This is a genomic window from Alphaproteobacteria bacterium (assembly GCA_017308135.1).
GTDB lineage: Bacteria > Pseudomonadota > Alphaproteobacteria > CACIAM-22H2 > CACIAM-22H2 > Tagaea.
In genome coordinates this window covers 1-16,674 of the sequence record JAFKFM010000015.1, presented here as the reverse complement: position 1 = coordinate 16,674, position 16,674 = coordinate 1, and the positions used below count along the sequence as shown (strand labels likewise).

The window sequence follows — 16,674 nt, the reverse complement described above, 5'->3', positions numbered from 1 at the left end:
CGGCCGTCAGGCCGCCTGCACCGAATCAAGGAACGCGGCGACCGCCCGGCTGAGTTCGCCGTTCTTGTCGGATACGCGCTGCGAGGCGTCGAGCACGACGCCGGAGCTCGATCCCGTGCGTTCGGCCGCATCGCGCACGCCGTTGATGGCGCGGTTGGTCTCTTCCACGCCTTGGGCGGCCTGTTCGACGTTGCGCCCGATTTCGCGCGTCGCCGCACTTTGCTCCTCGACCGCCGCCGACACGGCCGCCGTCATCTGGGAAATGCCGCGCACGGCTTCGCCGATCGCGGTCATCGCCTCGACGACGCCGTCGGTGCGCTGCTGGATCGTTTGAACCTGGGCGGCGATTTCGTTGGTCGCCTGCGCGGTTTGCGAGGCGAGGGTTTTGACTTCGTTGGCGACGACGGCGAAACCCTTGCCGGCTTCGCCCGCGCGCGCGGATTCGATCGTGGCGTTGAGCGCCAGCAAATTCGTTTGCCCGGCGATCGTATTGATGAGCGTCACGACGCTGTCGATCTTTTTCGCGGCTTCGCTGAGCTCGCGCACGCGCTGCTCGCTTTCGCCGGCGAGCGCCGCCGTTTTGCCCGCACTTTCGGTCGAGCTGGCGAGCTGGCGCGAAATCTCGGCGATCGACGCGGCGAGCTCTTCGGAGGCCGAGGCGACCGTCTGCACGTTGGACGAGGCTTCGTTGGCGCCCGATGCCGCCGCGACGGCCAATTGCAGCGCGTCGGACGAGATCTTGGTCAGATCGCCGGCCGTGCCTTGCAGGCTCGACACCGACTCCCCGGTCGTCTGGATCATGCCGGCGACCGTGGTACGGAATTCGTCGGTCAGTTGGCGGATCTTCCGGCCGCGTTCGAGATCGGCCTGCTGGCGGGCTTGGGCTTGGGCTTCCAAGTCGCGCTGGCGCACCAGATTGTCGCGGAAGGCGATGAGGGCGCGGCCAAGATCGGTCACCTCGTCCTTGCCCGCGACCGTGACGGCGATGTCTGTGTCGCCGGCGCTGAGCTTGGTCATCTCGCCCGTGATGTGAACCAGCGGGCGCGCGATGGCGGCGGCGATCAGCATGGCGAGCGCCACGACGACGATTGCGATCACGGCGATGGAGATGCCGATCGTCGCGCGCAAGCTCGCGAGACGGCTCGCGGCGGCGGCGAGCCGTGTCTCGGCCTGCGCCAACTCGATCTTGAAGAGTTCGTCGATAACCCGGTCGATCGCGGCGTAGGCTTGGCTCATCTTCGGCGTCACGGCCGCGCGATTGCGGATCGACGCGGCCAGCGCCTCGAACGTATCCGTATAGGATTTGATGTCGGCGAGCAGCGCCGCTGCGGCGCCGGCCGGCACGCGCGCGCGAATGGCGCTTTCGAGCGCCGCCGCCGATTTGCCGAATTGTTCGTAGTCGGCCGGCAGTTCGCGCAGCATGAAATCCTTTTCGTTGCGGCGCAATTGCAGCAGCCCGCTCGTCAGCGCGTCGGCCGCCATTTTCTCGAGCGCGTCTTCGACCGTTTTGGCGGCGGCGCGCATAGCGGCCCATTTGCCGTCGTCGGCGGTCAGGCCGATATCGCGCTGCGTTTTGACCACGTCGTCGAACGCGGTTCGGTAGTTCGCGAATTCACCGTCCACGCGCGCATAAAGCGCGCCCAATTCGCCCGTGACACCGGCCTTCAAACCCTCGACGCGGCTGCGCGCGGCCTCGAGCGACTTGGCGTGCATCTCGGCGTAGCGCAGCTCTTTGCGCAGCAGGAAGTCCTTCTCGTTGCGGCGCAACTGCAGCAGTTCAGAGTCGAAGCGCAAAATCGCTTCTTTGCGTTCGGCCGCGCGTTCTTCGATCTGTTGAACCTCGGCGAGGATGCGTTCCTGGAACAGGAATAGCGCGCCGACCGCGACGAAGCCCGCGACCGCGATCGCACAGATGATGCCGAGTTTGCCGCGCATGCGCAGCCGCGACAAAAGCGACGCGAAGAAATTCATGGCTTGGCCCCTTTTCCGAAGGCATGCCGCGGGAGGACGCGGCGACATATCGACCGCTTAGCGGCGGCCGATGAACGCAGGCTGAAAAAAGATAAGCCGATTTGGGAATTGTGACGATGTGCGCGTATCCAAAGGTGCGCCCCAATCAAGGAATGTCGTACCGAATATGCAGATCGCGCCGAAGAAGCGAAGGTCTTCAGACCGTAACGTCGAGCTGCATGCCGCGCCCTTGGCGCGCGGCCGCACCGCGCGCGGCGACGGAAAGCACCGAGTTCGTCAGCGTATCGCCCGCGCGCCCGGTTTCGGACGACGAACGACTTTCGCGCGAATTCTCGGTCTGGCCGGTCGCTTGCGCGCCCGACGAGGTTTGCGTTTGCTGAACGACGTTGACCGTGCGTTGCGCCGCCGCCGCCGCGACCTGCTGGAACACGTTGGTTCCGGTCTGCGCCTGATTGGTGGCGAGCTGCTGCTGCAAATAGGGATTGCGCAACAAAACGCCGCCGCCCGGGGTGGCGATCATTTCCATGGACTAAAGAGTACCACCCGGCGGCCGAGCCCTCAAGCCAGCGCCCGCTGGGCCAAACCCGCCACCCGGTCCAGGAATATTTGCGGGGTGGCGGCGATTTGGGCCGGATCGAACCAGCCGGAATCGTGCACGTCGTCGCCGGCGACCGGCGTGCCGTCGATAAAGCGGCACAGCACCGCGACCAGCACGTAGTGGAATTTGAGATCGCCGGTTTCGTCGCGCACGATCACGTCGAGCGCATCGATCGCGCGCAAGGCTTCGGCGCGCACGGCGGTTTCCTCCGCCAGTTCGCGGATTGCCGCGGCCATATAGGTCTCGCCCGGTTCGATCTTGCCGCCCGGAAATCCCCAGCGTCCCGGATCGGGCGGATTGGCGCGGCGGACCAGCAGCACCTTGCCTTGGTGCGGGACGATCGCGATAGCGGCGGGCCGGGGCAGAAACATGGCGCCTTGGGTACCTTGACAAGCCCGACCCGGACAAGCACCGTGCGCGCGATGGTTCCCGCCAGGGATGAGAGCATGACCAGGTGGGAGTGAGCCGTCTGCGCCGCAGGAATTTTGCGTCGCGGGTAGGAGGAGGGCGAAGTCGCGTAGTGGTGCTACGCGCGAGCCCTTCGACACCCCCGCGACGCAAAAGTACGCGGCCCTTCGGGTTGGGTTCCGGCGGGCGCCCGCTTTGTTGCGGTCCTCGCCGATAGAACCACTATCGGCTTCGGACCGCGCCTCGCGGTTCGCACGCGCCGGAAACCCAACGCAGACGATTCAATCCCGCCTGGTCATGCTCTTAGAGGGAACGCGGCGCGGGCTCGTAAGGGCCTTCATCCGCGGCTGCCCCCGCAACTGTGAGCGGCGAGCCGGATCGTCAAATTGCCACTGGCGCGGAACGCCGGGAAGGCGACGGTTCGGCGACGACCCGCGAGCCAGGAGACCTGCCATCGACGTCGGTCACGTGCGAGCGTATCGGGCGGGGTGTCCCGGTGCGACAAGGCGGAAATCGCAATCCGTCCTCTCGTCTGTGGCGAACCGAAACAGGGGTTCCGCCCGAAATGTCTGAAGACTCGCCACCACCAACATTGCCATCGCCAACATTAGACGTCTGCAACCGCTGCCGGCCGCCGGGCTGGGAAGGTCCGCTCGAAGAACGGCCGGGGCGCAAATTCGCGCAAGCCATCGACGCCGAACTCGCCAAGCGCGGGCTCGGCGATGTGCATCGGCGCGACATCTATTGCCAAAGCCAATGCACGCGCGCCTGTACGGTCGCGTTCGCGGGCGGCGCCAAGCGCTTCACCTTCCTGTTCGGGGATCTCGATCCCGCGATCCATGCGGGCGACGTGATCGACGCCTTCCTGATGTATCGCGACCGCATCGACGGATTCCTCGATCGCAAGGAACGGCCCGAGCCGCTACGCGCCGGAATTCTCGCCCGCATCGCGCCGCCCGGCTGGAAAGGACCCTTGGTCCTTGATGAAAAGCCTGGCGTCCAAGATTTGTTATAGTATAACACTTTCCTCCCGAAGGGGTCGAAACATGCAGTTCCGTATTCTCGCGGCCGCCGCCGCACTCGCTCTCACGGCCGTTCCGGCCGACGCGCAAACCCGCCCGCTCGTCGTCGGGCAGGGCTTCCTGACCGACTCCCTCGATCCCGCCCAAGGCGTCGCCGGTTGGGCGCTGCAATCGCATGGCGTGGCGGAGACGTTGTTCACCGTCGACCGCGAAGGCCGCATCGTGCCGAACCTCGCCGAAAGCGTGCGGCGGGATGGCGAAAGCTTCATCATTCGTTTGAAGCCCGATCTCAAATTCGCCGACGGTTCGCTCTTGGACGCGACCGCGTTGAAGGCGTCGCTCGACCGCGCGACCAAGGAAAATCCGCGCGCGCGCGGTCAGATCGGTACGCCCGCCCTCGACGTGCTGAACGCGCGCGAGCTGCGCTTGCGTCCCGAACGCCCCGTCGCGGCGATCGAAAGCGTGCTCGCGGAGTTTCCGCTCGCGATCCACAAATTCGACGGCACGAATGCGAGCATGACCGGGCCGTTCCGCGCGGTCGAGTTCAAGCGCGGCGAGAGTCTGCGCCTCGAACCCAACCCGTTCTATCGCGACGTGGCGTCGCGGCCCGCCGTCACGATCCGCCGGATCGGCGATGCGCAGACGCTGGCCCTCGGGCTTGAAAGCGGCGAGGTCGATATCGCGTTCAACCTCGCGCCCGAAACGCTGCCGCGCTTGAAGCGGCGGCCGGAACTGACGATCAAGTCGACGCCGGTCGCCTATCAATACATGGCGCTGCTGAACACGCAGCGCGCGCCCTTCGACGATGTGAAAGTGCGCCAAGCGGTCGATCTCGCGATCGATCGTTCCATGCTGATCGCCGCCGCCAATGGCGGCGAAACGGCGACCGGCATGTTCCCGCGCGTGTTCCCATTCGCGTCGGAAAGCCCGCGCAAGCATGACGCGCGCGAAGCGGAAAAACTGCTCGACGACGCGGGCTGGAAGGCGGGGGCGAACGGTCAGCGGATGAAGGACGGGCGCGCGCTGGAGTTCACGCTGACGACCTATCCGCAGCGCCCCGATCTCGTGACCATCGCCCCGGTGATCCGCGCGAGTTTGGAGCGGATCGGTTTTCGCGTGCGCATCGAGGTGACGGAAGCGATCTCGCCGCAGCTTCAGGCCAAGCGCTACGACGCCGCGCTTTGGGCGATGCACGCGGCCCCTGGCGGCGACGGTGCCTTCGTGTTCGAGCAATATCTGCGCTCGACCTCGGCGACCAATTTCATGTCGTTCGCCAGCGCCCCAGTCGATGCGGCGCTGGACCGCTTGCGCGAGATCGACGCGGCCCCCGCCCGCGCCGCGGCGCTCAAAGGGATCGAGCAACTCGTCTTCGCGCAGGCGCCGGTCGTCTACCTGATGACGCCGGTCTGGCATGTCGGCCTGTCGAAACGTGCGGCGTCGTACGTGCCGTACCCGTCCGACTATTACGTGTTGCGCGCCGATCTGCGCGCGAGCCCGTAAATGCCGCGCGCGGCGATCGCGGAAGGATTGCGAGCCCTGCTGTTGCTGTGGCTCGCCAGTCTCGCCGCGTTCGCCGTCGTGCGCGCGATGCCCGCCGATCCGGCGGTATTGAGCCTCGTGGCGTTCGGCCAAGCCGCCGATCCCGACACGGTCGCGGCCCTGCATCGCGAATGGGGCCTCGACCAGGCCTTGCCGCTGCAATACGCGGCGTGGCTCGGCGATTTTCTGACCGGCGATTGGCGGCGGTCGTTCAAGACCGGCGCGCCAATCCTCGACGAGTTCGCCAAGCGTTTGCCGGTCAGTCTAATCGTCGGCTTCGGCGGTTTGTTCGTGGCGTTGCTCGCCGTGGGACCGCTCGCGCGCGGGGCCGCGAAACGCCCGAACGGTTGGGCCGCGCGCGTGCTCGATGCCGCCACGCTGGGTGCGCAAGCGATCCCGGCCTTTTGGCTCGGTTGCTTGCTGCTATGGTTTTTCGCGGTCGAATTGCGCGTGATCGATGTGCTGGGCGAGGGGCCCGCGCGTTACGTGCTGCCGATCCTGATCGTCGCCTTCACCGGTTTGGGACCGTTGGCGCAGGTCTATCGCGCGGGCCTCGCCGAAGTGAGCCGCGCCGATTATTTCCGCACGGCGCTGGCCAAGGGCGCCGATCCGGATACGGCGCTGGAAGCGCAAGGCGGGCGCTACGCGCGCCTCGGCTTGAGTGCGGCGTTGACGGCCGAAGCGGGCTGGGTCGTCGGCGGGACCGCCGTCGTCGAAGTCGTGTTCGGCCTGCCGGGCCTGGGCACGTTCCTGGTCGATAGCATCGCCATGCGCGACTACTTCGTGCTGCAAGCCTATATCGTCGTCGCGGCGGCATGGATGCTGGCGATCGCCTTCGTCGCGGCGGGTGCGCGCCATCTTCTGGATCCGAGGCTGCGCTGATGTCGCATCATGCGCCCGCCATCGTCGAGCGTCGTCTATGGGTGCTGCCCGCACTCGCAGGCACGGCATTGATCTGCGCCGTGTGGCAGCCTTACGCACCCGACGCGATCGACATGCTCAACCGGCATGGCGCGCCGACACTCGCGCATTGGCTGGGCACCGATCATCTCGGCCGCGATGTGCTCGCGCGCTTGATGGCGGGGATGGGGCGCACGTTCCTCGCACTCGGCATCGTCGCGACGATGTGCGTGATGCTGGGGCTCGCGGTCGGACTCGCGGCGGCGAGTACGTCCGGCATTTTGCGCGGCGCGCTGCTGCGCGTGGCCGAGTTCGCCAGCGTGATGCCCACGTTGGTCGTCGCTATCGCGATCGTGTCGCTTCTTGGTTTCGACGCCGTCACCGCCGGCATCGCGTTGGGCCTGGGTGCGTGGGGACCTTACGCGCTGCTCGCCGACGGTTTGGCGCGGCGCGCGTTGTCCGAGCCTTATGTCCAGGCCGCGCGCGCCTTGGGCGGCACCAAATCCCGGCTGATGTTCCGCCATGTTCTGCCCGCCGTGCTCGACACGCAGCTCGCCTATTTGGGCGCCAAGCTCGGGCGGATCGTCATCGCCTATGCCGCGTTGGCTTTTTTGGGCCTCGGCGCCGATTCCAGCCGCCCGGATTGGGGGGCGATGCTGTTCGAATACCGGCTTTATATGTTCGATCACCCGGCTTTGATGCTGTGGCCCGGCTTTGCCGTCGTGGTGACGTGCGCGGCTTTGCGCACCGCTTTGGGCCAGGATCGGGGGGCGCGGGTTCCCGCCAGCTCCGGCGATACCGCCGCCGCCCTGGAATGCGCGGATCTGCATGTCCATGGCGCCGCCGATAACCCTGTTGCCACAGGGGTGGAAACCGCGCGCCGGACGGGCTAAATCCGGGGGAGAACCCGGAGCACCCATTCCATGACCGAGCAAATTCCCGTCACCGTCCTCACCGGCTATCTGGGGGCGGGCAAGACCACGCTGCTGAACCGCATCCTGACCGAGAGCCACGGCAAGAAATACGCCGTGATCATCAACGAGTTCGGCGAGGTCGGTATCGACAACGACATCGTGGTCGGCACGGACGAAGAAATCTTCGAGATGAACAACGGCTGCATCTGCTGCACTGTGCGCGGCGATCTGATCCGCACGATCGGCGGCTTGATGAAGCGCAGCGGCCAATTCGACGGCATCATCGTCGAAACGACGGGCTTGGCGGAACCCGCCCCGGTCGCGCAGACCTTCTTCACCGACGACGAGGTCAAGACCAAGACCAAGCTCGACGCGGTCGTGACCGTGGTCGACGCCAAACATTTCCCGCTGCGCCTGGAAGACAGCCGCGAGGCGGAAGATCAAGTCGCCTTCGCCGACGTGATCCTGCTCAACAAGACCGATCTGGTGACGCCGGCGGAATTGAGCGCCGTCGAGCGCCGCATCCGCGAGATCAATCCCTATGCGCGCCTGCATCGCACGAAGAAGAGCGAGATCGCCCTCGAATTGATCCTCAACAAGGGTTCGTTCGATCTTCAGCGCATCCTGGAGCTCGATCCGCATTTCCTGCACGATCACGCGCATGGCCATGACCATGATCACGACCACGATCATCACGGACATGATCATCATCACCACCATGGCGAAGACTGCCACGACGATCATTGCGACGATCCCACGCATGATCATTCCCATCATGCCCATGCACACCCGCGCCATGCCGACGACATCTTCTCCGTCGCGGCGGTGATCGACGGGCCGGTCGATCCGGAGAAATTCCGCACCTGGATTTCCGGCGTGTTGCAGACGCAAGGCCAGAATATCCTGCGCGCCAAGGGCGTCATGTCGATCGACGGGGCCGAACAGCGTTTCGTGTTCCAGGCCGTGCATATGATCGCGGATTCGACCTGGGGCCAGAACTGGCGCAAAGGCGAGAAGCGTCAATCGAAGCTCGTGTTCATCGGCCGCAAGCTCGATGCCGACGCGCTGAAATCCGGCTTCGAATCCTGCAAAGCGGCATGAGCGAAACGGTCAAACTGCCCGCGAAGCGCGAGTTCGATTTCGCCGCTTACGTCTCCGGCGCGGCATTTTCGGCGGACGGCGAAACGGCGGCGTTTGCGCTCGGCTCCGGCCTCGTCAAGCTCGTCACGATCGCCGACAATTCGACGCGCGAGGTCGAGGCGCATAACGGCGCCAGCCTGTCTTTCGCGCCGCATCCCGATGGCGTGTCGTTCGTGTCGGGCGGCGACGACGGGCGTTTGGTGCGCATCGGCGTCGATGGGTCGCTCGCGGAAATCGGCAAGGCACAAGGCCGCTGGATCGACGCGCTCGCCACGCATAAGAACGGCGGCATCGCTTGCGGCGTGGGCAAGGAAATCTGGTATTGGGCGCCGGGCGGGACGGAACCCAAGAAGCTCGGCCCCCATCCCAGCACGATCACCGCGCTCGATTTCAGCCCCGACGGCAGCCGCGTAGCGGCGGCGCATTACGGCGGGGCCTCGATCTGGCAGGTGCGCAATCCCGCCAGTGCGCCGCGCAAGATGGAGTGGAAGGGCAGCCACGTCGCGATCAAATACGCGCCCAATGCCAAATTCCTCGCGACGACGACGCAGGACAACGCGATCCATGTCTGGCGCCTCGCCAACGGACAGGACATGCAGATGGCGGGCTATCGCACCAAGGTGAAGACGCTCGCCTGGACGGCCGATGCGCGCTTTCTGCTGTCCGACGCCGCCGATTGCTTCGTGTGCTGGGATTTCTCGGGCAAAGGTCCCGAAGGCCAGCCGCCGGTCGAATACGGGTTCGGCGACGGGGCGGGAATGACCGGCATCGTGGCGCATCCCGACAGCGGCTTCGTCTGCGGCGGGTTCGAAAACGGCGCGCTGCGTTTGGGCGATATGGATAGCCGCCGCGATCTCGAACTGCGCGCACCGGCCGACATACAAAAGCCGATCCGCGCGATGGCCTGGTCGCCGGACGGCTGGCGCATCGCCGCGGGGGCGGAAGACGGCTATGCCGTCGTGTTCGACCTGAAGAACAAGAGTTAGGCCGCCCGGCAGTTGAGCCGGAACACGTTGCCTTCGATATCCTCGGCCACGACCTGCCACGCGCCGTAGTAGGTGCGATAGGGCGGCTTGATGATTTTGCCGCCTAGCGCCGTCACCTTGGCGGCGAGGGCGTCGATAGCCGGTTCCGCCGGCACGACGAAGGTCGGATAGGCCTTCACGCCTTTGTCGCCGGGCACGCGGTCGGCGAGGTTCAAGACCGGATACGCGTCAGTCTTGTTGAAGCCGAATTCGGTCTCGCCCAAACGCAGCGCGCGATAGATCGGCGAGCGCGAGGCTTCGACTTCCGGCAAGCCGAGCAGCGCTTGATAGAAGCCCATCAACGCGACGGGATCGGCGCAGAAGAAATTGACGTCGATGCTGACGAGCTTCGTCATGCGGCCTTCAACCCGTAGGATTTGCGATACATCTCGGCGAGATGTTCGCCGGCGGTGCAGGGCTCGTGCAGCGGCGTCTCGCCGGGAATGACCGTGCCGGGCAGGGCTTCGATCTTTGCGTGATAATTCGGGCTGTAGAACAGCGGCACCGAATAGCGATCATGCGCGGACGCCTTGTTGATCACGCGATGCAGGTTCGAGCGATAGAGCCCGTTGGTCCAGCGCGGAATCATGTCGCCGAGATTGACGACGAAACTGCCGGGAATGGGGGTGGCGTCGAGCCACGTCTTCCCGTCGGCGTCGAGCACTTGCAAGCCGCCGCTGTCGTCCTGCGCCAGCACGGTGATCGCCCCCCAATCGGTGTGGGCACCCGCGCCGAACACGTTGGCGCCGGCATCCGCGGGATGCGGCGGATAGCGCAGCAGGCGCAGCGTGATCATCGGCTCGGCCATCGTGTGGTCGAATTGCGTGGGCGGCAGATCGAGCGAGCGGGCGAGGTGGCGCATCAGCCCTTCGCAGATTTTCGTCGTGGCGGCGATATAGGCTGCGCAGGATTCCGCCATCTCCGGCAATTCCTCGGGCCATTGATTGGCGCCGTAGCCGTTGAGCTCGGCCTTCACGTAAGGATGCTCGGGCCCGTAAGGCACGCCGCAATAGAAGCTTTCCTTGCGGTCGGGCTCGGCTTCGGCGTCCAAGGTTTGATCGCCGATCGCTTCCCAGCCGCGCTTGGCCTTGGAGTTGAACAGCGAGATCTTGCGCTTGGCGGCTTCGGGCAAAGCGAACAGGCGCTTGGCCCATTCGTATTGCGCGTCGATCAGGCTTTGCGGGACGCCGTGATCGACGATGTAGAAAAATCCGTGGGCGGTCGCCGCCGCACGGATGGCGGCGGCGATCTCCAGGTCGGATTTCGCGAGGCTGACGACCGGAATGCCCATCGCGTTAGCTCTTCACGCGCAGGGTGCGATCGGCGGCGGCGGGCAGATACTGGCTGGTGAAGATGTCGTCCGGCGTCAAGCTGCCTTGGAGATTGTAGGCGAGCAGCGTTTCCTCGATCGTCGCCTGCAAGCGCGCGGGCGATGCGCCGCCCCAGCCATAAAGGCGCGTGTCGGGCGTCACCATCGTGCCTTCGACCATCATCTTCAGGCGTTCGGTTTCGATCGCCTGATCGGCGAGGGAGTCGCGCGCCTTCACCGCCTTGCCGCCCGCATCGGGGTCGGCGATGCAATCGAGCCAGCCGCGCGTCGCCGCGCGCACGAAGCCCGAGATGGCGCGCGGGTTGGTCGCCGGATTGACGATGATCGCGTTGCCGTAGCCTTTGAGGCCGTAATCCGAATAACGGAACGTGCGCATCTGCTCGAGCGGCAAGCCGGCGAGTTTGAGATTCAGCAAACCGGTGAAATAGAAGAACGCGACCGCGTCGACTTCGCCCTTCAGGAAAAGCTGGTTGCCCAAGCCCGGATCGACCGATTGCCATTGCACCGCGCCGGCGGGCAGGCCTTGCGCGCGCGCGAAGATCGGGAACAGGGCGCGCGAGGCATTGAAGGGCTGGCCCGCGACCTTCTTGCCGATGAAGTCGCGCGGCGCCTTGATGGGCGAGTCCGCCTTGACGATCAGTGCGTTCGGGTTCGTGTCGTATTGGATCGCGGCGCAGATCAGTTTGCGGCCGGGATTGGCGAGATTGTGCTGGATCATCGACGGGATGTCGGCGGTCGCGCCGTCATAGGCGCCGCCCGCGACCTGCGAGATCGCACCCGCCGAGCCGTTGCCGACATCGATGGTCACGTCCAGGCCTTCTTCGCGGTAATAGCCGCGTTCGGCCGCGACGAGATAGCCGGCGGCGGAGGCTTCGACGCGCCAGCCGAGATTGAACCGGAATTTCGCGGTCTGGCCGCGCGCCGATCCCAGGCCCAGGGCGACGGCCGGGGCGGCGAGAAGCAGAGAACGGCGGCCGATACGGAGCGAATTCGTCATTGGATACCTCCCATGGGGTCGAAAAGCGATCCCGGAGGCGTGCAGTTTGCGTGCCGCGCGCGGCTTGCGGCGATGTGCAAAAGGCCAGATGCGGCTCAACTTTTGGGGAAGGCGTCCAATACGGCGCCCGAGAATACGAAAGGCCCCGCCGGCGTGCGGGGCCTTTCTTTTTTCTGTCGTGCTCGGCGAAAGGTCGACGGCGAAGCGCCGGCCTTATCCGAAAAGGCCCAGCAGCACGGCGGGCTGCTGATTGGCGATCGACAGCGACTGGATGCCCAGCTGCTGACGGACCTGCAACGCCTGGACGGACGCCGCGGCCTTGCCGATATCGGCGTCGACGACGGCGCCGAGGCCGGCCGTCGTCGCGTCGACCACCGAGTTCACGAAGTTCGACTGCAACGACATCGAACGCGTGTCGGAGGCGTTCGTACCCAGCGACGAGGCCACGGAGTTGGCGAAGGTCGTCAGCGAGCTGAGGGCCGCCGTCGCCGCCGTGACGGACGAAACCGCCGACTGCGCGAAGGTCGTGAACGCCGTGTGCACCGTCGACTGGCTGGCCATGGTCAGCGTCGTCGCCGAGGTGTCGGCGAGGAACGTCTTCGCGGCCGAGTTGTTGGACAGCAAGTTCACGCCGTTGTAGCTGGCTTGCGCGATGAAGTTCGAAATCTGGTTCGTCATCGCGCTGAAGTCGGCGGCGTAAATCGTACGCTGGCTGTTACCGATCGAACCATCGGCGAGCTGCGTGATCTTGGCCTGGAGGTTGCCCACCAGATCCGAGATGTTGGTCAGCGCGGCTTGGGTCACGGTGCCGAGGCCGACACCGTTCGCCAGCGAGCCTTGCACGGCCGAGAAAGCCTGCAGGTTGCCGCGAATACCTTGCGCCACCGAGAAGGTCGACGCGTCGTCGGACGCATCGGCAACGCGATAGCCGGTCTGGACTTGTTTGGACGCAGTTTGCAGAGCGGTCTGCGTACTGCGGAGCGACGATAGCGCAAGCAATGCGCCAACGTTCGTATTGACGGAATTCGTCATTAGTTGGTCCCTTTCTGGTCTATGTGGTTTCGACTTCTGTCGAACCTGGAGTCCGTGTCGCCGTTCCCTCTTGACGGGGTTGGGCCGACGACGCCGCGTCCACGGACTGCCGAGCAATGAGATATTAACGTAAAATCTACGGAACCGGCAAGCCCTTGTTATGCTTGGAGAAATCAGAATCTAGTTAATTCAAATAAAGATAAAATTAGCCATAATTAACGAGCTAATATATTACCGCAATTATGCGTCTCAGGAATGAGGTTAGCGGGTGAGCCCGAGCAGGGCGCTGGGCTGGCTGTTGGCAAGGCCCAGACTGGTGAAGGCGAGCTGCCTTCCGACTTGGCGGGCCGAAGCCTGCGCGGCCGAAGCGCCGATATCGGCATCGACTTGCGCGCCCAAACCGATCGTCACCGCGTCGGAAATCGAATTGGTAAGCCTGGATTGCTGGACGAGGCCGCGCGTATCGGCGGCGTTATTGGCTGCAGCCTGCGCGATGGTATTTTGAAAATTCTGCAACGCGCCGAGGCTCGCCTGCGATGTCGCGGCGCTCGACGTGTCGATCGCCCCTTGCAGCGTGGTGGCGCCCGCGCCGACTTGCCCTTGGCCGGAAACCGAGATGCTGGCGCCATTCGTGTCGGCCAAGAACGACGTGCCGCTCGCCCCGGCTTGCAGAAGATTCTGGCCGTTGAACCCGGCTTGCTGAATCGTGGTTTGGATCTGGCTGGTCAGCGATTGCACGTCGGCGGAATAGGTCGCGCGCTGCTGCGCCGAAATCGATCCGTCGGAAAGCTGCGTCAAACGCTGCTGCAATTGGTTCGACAGATCCGAGACCTGGCCGAGGGCCGCTTGCGTGACCGAGCCGAGCCCCGCGCCGTTGGCGAGCGAACTTTGCACGGCGGTGAAGGATTGCAGATCGCCGCGCAAACCTTGCGCGACGGCGAAAGTGGAGGCGTCGTCCGCCGCATCGGCGACGCGCAATCCCGTTTGCAGACGCTTTTGCGCCTGCTGCAACGCCGCCGATTGGCTGCGCGTCGACGATAGCGCGCGATAGGCGCCCTCGTTGGTGTTGATGGAATTGATCGAACTGGCCATGGGGTGAATCTACCCCAAAAAAAGAAGACGCGGGAGTCTCCTCCCGCGTCCGCTTTTCCTCCGCAAAAAATGCGGAAAAACGCCGTTTGGTATCGCTGGGCCGGTCTTAGCGGAACAGGCCCAACAGCACCGCCGGCTGCTGGTTGGCGATCGACAGCGACTGGATGCCCAGCTGCTGGCGAACCTGGAGCGCCTGCACCGAAGCCGAGGCCTTGCCGATATCGGCGTCGACGATGGCGCCGAGGCCGGTCGTCGTGGCATCGACCACCGAGTTCACGAAGTTCGACTGGAGAGTCATCGAACGCGTGTCGGCGGCGTTGGCACCCAGCGACGAGGCCACCGAGTTGGCGAAAGTCGTCAACGAGGTGAGCGACGCGGTCGCCGCCGTGACGGACGAAACCGCCGACTGCGCGAAGGTCGTGAACGCCGTGTGCACCGTCGACTGGCTGGTCATCGTCAGCGTCGTCGCGGAGGTATCCGCCAGGAAGGTCTTGGCGGCGGAGTTGTTGGAGAGGAGGTTGACGCCGTTGTAGCTGGCCTGCGCGATGAAGTTCGAAATCTGGTTCGTCATCGCGCTGAAATCGGCGGCATAGATCGTACGCTGGCTGTTGCCGATCGAGCCGTCGGCCAGCTGCGTGATCTTGGCTTGGAGGTTGCCCACCAAGTTGGAGATGTTGGTCAACGCGGCCTGGGTGACCGTGCCGAGACCGACACCGTTCGCGAGCGAGCCTTGCACGGCCGAGAAAGCCTGAAGGTTGCCGCGAATGCCCTGCGCGACCGAGAAGGTCGACGCGTCGTCCTGCGCATCCGAGACGCGATAGCCGGTCTGGACTTGCTTGGAGGCGACGGAGAGCGCGGATTGAGTCGTACGCAGCGAGGCCAAAGCCACGAGCGCGCCAACGTTCGTATTGACGGAATTCGTCATCGTTATGGTTCCTTCTGGAAGATGTCCGGTCCGCTTCTGCGATCCGGGGCCGATTTTCGGCTGTCAGAACTGTAACTAAACGTTGCGGCGAAGTCAAAACCTGATTCGCACAATGCAAACGGGGGCGGTTGTCACCGCCCCCGTTCGTCCGATCGGAGAGTTTTCGTTTGGACTTAGCGGAACAGGCCCAGCAGAACCGAAGGCTGCTGGTTGGCGATCGACAGCGACTGGATGCCCAGCTGCTGACGGACCTGGAGCGCCTGCACCGAAGCCGAGGCCTTGCCGATATCGGCGTCGACGATGGCGCCGAGGCCGGTCGTCGTGGCGTCGACCACCGAGTTCACGAAGTTCGACTGGAGAGTCATCGAACGCGTGTCGGCGGCGTTGGCACCCAGCGACGAGGCCACCGAGTTGGCGAAGGTCGTCAGCGAGGTGAGGGCCGCCGTCGCCGCCGTGACGGACGAAACCGCCGACTGCGCGAAGGTCGTGAACGCCGTGTGCACCGTCGACTGGCTCTGCATCGTCAGCGTCGTCGCCGAGGTGTCGGCGAGGAACGTCTTCGCGGCCGAGTTGTTCGACAGCAGATTGACGCCGTTGTAGTTGGCCTGCGCGATGAAGTTCGAAATCTGGTTCGTCATCGCGCTGAAATCGGCGGCGTAGATCGTGCGCTGGCTGTTGCCGATGGAGCCGTCAGCCAGCTGCGTGATCTTGGCCTGGAGGTTGCCGACCAGATCCGAGATGTTGGTCAGCGCGGCCTGCGTGACGGTGCCGAGACCGACACCGTTCGCCAGCGAACCTTGCACGGCCGAGAAAGCCTGAAGGTTGCCGCGAATGCCCTGCGCGACCGAGAAGGTCGACGCGTCGTCCTGCGCGTCCGACACGCGATAGCCGGTCTGCACCTGCTTCGACGCGACGGAAAGAGCCGATTGAGTCGTGCGCAGCGAGGCCAAAGCCACAAGCGCACCAACGTTCGTATTGACGGAATTCGTCATGGTCGTGGTTCCTTCTGGAAGATGTCCGGGCCGCTTCTGCGATCCGGTGTCGTATATCGACGATGCCGAAAATATTCCTGTCGCTTGTCACTGTCAAACTACAAAATGTAACGGGATATCCGATTTTCGGATTAAATGCGTGAGCGTTATCTTGTTGTTTTATAATGATTGTTTAGAAAATCGTAACGCCGCCGCTGCCTAAAATATCGGCAAGCGGTGGCGTTCGTTTTACCGCGCAAAACTTGTCGCTTAGCGGAACAGGCCCAGCAGGACCGAAGGCTGCTGGTTGGCGATCGACAGCGACTGGATGCCCAACTGCTGGCGAACCTGAAGCGACTGGACGGAGGCCGAAGCCTTGCCGATATCGGCGTCGACGATGGCGCCGAGGCCGGTCGTCGTGGCGTCGACCACCGAGTTCACGAAGTTCGACTGCAATTGCAGCGTACGCGTGTCGGCCGCGTTTTGGCCGAGCGAGGCCGCGACGGCGTTCGAGAAAGTGGTGAGCGAGGTCAGCGCCGCGGTGGCAGCGGTGACCGACGACACCGACGACGCGGCGAAGGTCGTGAACGCCGTGTGCACCGCCGATCGGCTGGTCATCGTCAGCGTCGCGGCCGAGGTATCCGCCAGGAAGGTCTTGGCCGCCGAGTTGTTCGACAGCAGGTTCACGCCGTTGTAGTTGGCCTGCGCGATGAAGTTCGAAATCTGGTTCGTCATCGCGCTGAAATCGGCGGCGTAGATCGTGCGCTGCGAGTTGCCGATGGAGCCGTCGGCGAGCTGCGTGATCTTGGC

General features: G+C 64.6%; 17 protein-coding genes and 1 riboswitch. Of the genes, 6 read left to right on the top strand and 11 right to left on the bottom strand.

The annotated features are described in order from the left end of the window. Window positions 1–6 precede the first annotated feature (6 nt). The 3 genes from J0H39_24315 to J0H39_24305 all read right to left on the bottom strand — a co-directional run bounded on the left by J0H39_24315 (window position 7) and on the right by J0H39_24305 (window position 2,940). The gene (locus J0H39_24315; protein MBN9499886.1) at window positions 7–1,971 is read right to left on the bottom strand and encodes a methyl-accepting chemotaxis protein; all 1,965 of its coding nucleotides are present in this window, start codon (window positions 1,969–1,971) and stop codon (window positions 7–9) included. 196 nt (window positions 1,972–2,167) lie between these two features. Continuing rightward, window positions 2,168–2,491 (bottom strand): hypothetical protein, encoded by a 324-nt coding sequence (locus J0H39_24310; protein MBN9499885.1) that lies wholly within the window; start codon window positions 2,489–2,491, stop codon window positions 2,168–2,170. A 38-nt stretch (window positions 2,492–2,529) separates the two neighbouring features. Further along, on the bottom strand, window positions 2,530–2,940 hold the full coding sequence (locus J0H39_24305; protein ID MBN9499884.1) for an NUDIX hydrolase: 411 nt from the start codon (window positions 2,938–2,940) through the stop codon (window positions 2,530–2,532). A gap of 312 nt (window positions 2,941–3,252) precedes the next feature. Beyond that, window positions 3,253–3,448, top strand: a riboswitch (cobalamin riboswitch). Window positions 3,449–3,542: 94 nt separating this feature from the next. Between J0H39_24305 and J0H39_24300 the strand changes: the two genes are divergently transcribed. Genes J0H39_24300 through J0H39_24275 form a run of 6 tightly spaced genes read left to right on the top strand, consistent with a single transcriptional unit; the run spans window position 3,543 to window position 9,478 of the window. Further along, window positions 3,543–3,992 (top strand): DUF1636 domain-containing protein, encoded by a 450-nt coding sequence (locus J0H39_24300; GenBank protein MBN9499883.1) that lies wholly within the window; start codon window positions 3,543–3,545, stop codon window positions 3,990–3,992. A 31-nt stretch (window positions 3,993–4,023) separates the two neighbouring features. Then, on the top strand, window positions 4,024–5,499 hold the full coding sequence (locus J0H39_24295) for a peptide-binding protein (GenBank protein ID MBN9499882.1): 1,476 nt from the start codon (window positions 4,024–4,026) through the stop codon (window positions 5,497–5,499). Continuing rightward, window positions 5,500–6,420: an ABC transporter permease gene (locus tag J0H39_24290; GenBank protein ID MBN9499881.1), complete on the top strand. Its 921-nt coding sequence runs from the start codon at window positions 5,500–5,502 to the stop codon at window positions 6,418–6,420. Next, window positions 6,420–7,331, top strand: coding sequence for an ABC transporter permease (locus J0H39_24285; protein MBN9499880.1), 912 nt, complete (start codon window positions 6,420–6,422; stop codon window positions 7,329–7,331). The genes J0H39_24290 and J0H39_24285 overlap by 1 nt, the downstream gene beginning before the upstream one ends. 30 nt (window positions 7,332–7,361) lie before the next feature. Further along, a complete protein-coding gene (locus tag J0H39_24280; protein ID MBN9499879.1) occupies window positions 7,362–8,453 on the top strand; it encodes a GTP-binding protein in 1,092 nt (363 codons plus the stop codon). Continuing rightward, the gene (locus J0H39_24275; GenBank protein ID MBN9499878.1) at window positions 8,450–9,478 is read left to right on the top strand and encodes a hypothetical protein; all 1,029 of its coding nucleotides are present in this window, start codon (window positions 8,450–8,452) and stop codon (window positions 9,476–9,478) included. The genes J0H39_24280 and J0H39_24275 overlap by 4 nt, the downstream gene beginning before the upstream one ends. Here J0H39_24275 and J0H39_24270 read toward each other — a convergent pair. From J0H39_24270 to J0H39_24235, 8 genes are all read right to left on the bottom strand, one after another. Beyond that, window positions 9,475–9,873, bottom strand: a complete 399-nt coding sequence (locus tag J0H39_24270; protein ID MBN9499877.1) for a VOC family protein — start codon at window positions 9,871–9,873, stop codon at window positions 9,475–9,477. The genes J0H39_24275 and J0H39_24270 overlap by 4 nt on opposite strands. Beyond that, complete coding sequence (locus J0H39_24265; protein ID MBN9499876.1) at window positions 9,870–10,808, bottom strand: isopenicillin N synthase family oxygenase; 939 nt, start codon at window positions 10,806–10,808, stop codon at window positions 9,870–9,872. Before J0H39_24265 ends, J0H39_24270 begins: the two co-directional genes overlap by 4 nt. Window positions 10,809–10,812: 4 nt before the next feature. After that, the gene (locus J0H39_24260; GenBank protein ID MBN9499875.1) at window positions 10,813–11,826 is read right to left on the bottom strand and encodes an ABC transporter substrate-binding protein; all 1,014 of its coding nucleotides are present in this window, start codon (window positions 11,824–11,826) and stop codon (window positions 10,813–10,815) included. A 231-nt stretch (window positions 11,827–12,057) separates the two neighbouring features. Next, complete coding sequence (locus J0H39_24255; GenBank protein MBN9499874.1) at window positions 12,058–12,876, bottom strand: flagellin; 819 nt, start codon at window positions 12,874–12,876, stop codon at window positions 12,058–12,060. Between the two features lie 261 nt (window positions 12,877–13,137). After that, window positions 13,138–13,968, bottom strand: a complete 831-nt coding sequence (locus J0H39_24250; protein ID MBN9499873.1) for a flagellin — start codon at window positions 13,966–13,968, stop codon at window positions 13,138–13,140. A gap of 106 nt (window positions 13,969–14,074) precedes the next feature. Beyond that, entirely contained in the window at window positions 14,075–14,893 is an 819-nt protein-coding gene (locus J0H39_24245; protein ID MBN9499872.1) for a flagellin, read from the bottom strand. A gap of 173 nt (window positions 14,894–15,066) precedes the next feature. Beyond that, a complete protein-coding gene (locus tag J0H39_24240) occupies window positions 15,067–15,885 on the bottom strand; it encodes a flagellin (GenBank protein ID MBN9499871.1) in 819 nt (272 codons plus the stop codon). Between the two features lie 249 nt (window positions 15,886–16,134). Beyond that, on the bottom strand, window positions 16,135–16,674 hold a 540-nt coding region (locus J0H39_24235; protein MBN9499870.1), incomplete at its 5' end, for a flagellin.

Bases quoted from the DNA above. Each gene is read 5' to 3' on its own strand.
- J0H39_24315 (MBN9499886.1), bottom strand. From the start codon at position 1,971: ATGAATTTCTTCGCGTCGCTTTTGTCGCGGCTGCGCATGCGCGGCAAA.
- J0H39_24310 (MBN9499885.1), bottom strand. From the start codon at position 2,491: ATGATCGCCACCCCGGGCGGCGGCGTTTTGTTGCGCAATCCCTATTTG.
- J0H39_24305 (MBN9499884.1), bottom strand. From the start codon at position 2,940: ATGTTTCTGCCCCGGCCCGCCGCTATCGCGATCGTCCCGCACCAAGGC.
- J0H39_24300 (MBN9499883.1), top strand. From the start codon at position 3,543: ATGTCTGAAGACTCGCCACCACCAACATTGCCATCGCCAACATTAGAC.
- J0H39_24295 (MBN9499882.1), top strand. From the start codon at position 4,024: ATGCAGTTCCGTATTCTCGCGGCCGCCGCCGCACTCGCTCTCACGGCC.
- J0H39_24290 (MBN9499881.1), top strand. From the start codon at position 5,500: ATGCCGCGCGCGGCGATCGCGGAAGGATTGCGAGCCCTGCTGTTGCTG.
- J0H39_24285 (MBN9499880.1), top strand. From the start codon at position 6,420: ATGTCGCATCATGCGCCCGCCATCGTCGAGCGTCGTCTATGGGTGCTG.
- J0H39_24280 (MBN9499879.1), top strand. From the start codon at position 7,362: ATGACCGAGCAAATTCCCGTCACCGTCCTCACCGGCTATCTGGGGGCG.
- J0H39_24275 (MBN9499878.1), top strand. From the start codon at position 8,450: ATGAGCGAAACGGTCAAACTGCCCGCGAAGCGCGAGTTCGATTTCGCC.
- J0H39_24270 (MBN9499877.1), bottom strand. From the start codon at position 9,873: ATGACGAAGCTCGTCAGCATCGACGTCAATTTCTTCTGCGCCGATCCC.
- J0H39_24265 (MBN9499876.1), bottom strand. From the start codon at position 10,808: ATGGGCATTCCGGTCGTCAGCCTCGCGAAATCCGACCTGGAGATCGCC.
- J0H39_24255 (MBN9499874.1), bottom strand. From the start codon at position 12,876: ATGACGAATTCCGTCAATACGAACGTTGGCGCATTGCTTGCGCTATCG.
- J0H39_24250 (MBN9499873.1), bottom strand. From the start codon at position 13,968: ATGGCCAGTTCGATCAATTCCATCAACACCAACGAGGGCGCCTATCGC.
- J0H39_24245 (MBN9499872.1), bottom strand. From the start codon at position 14,893: ATGACGAATTCCGTCAATACGAACGTTGGCGCGCTCGTGGCTTTGGCC.
- J0H39_24240 (MBN9499871.1), bottom strand. From the start codon at position 15,885: ATGACGAATTCCGTCAATACGAACGTTGGTGCGCTTGTGGCTTTGGCC.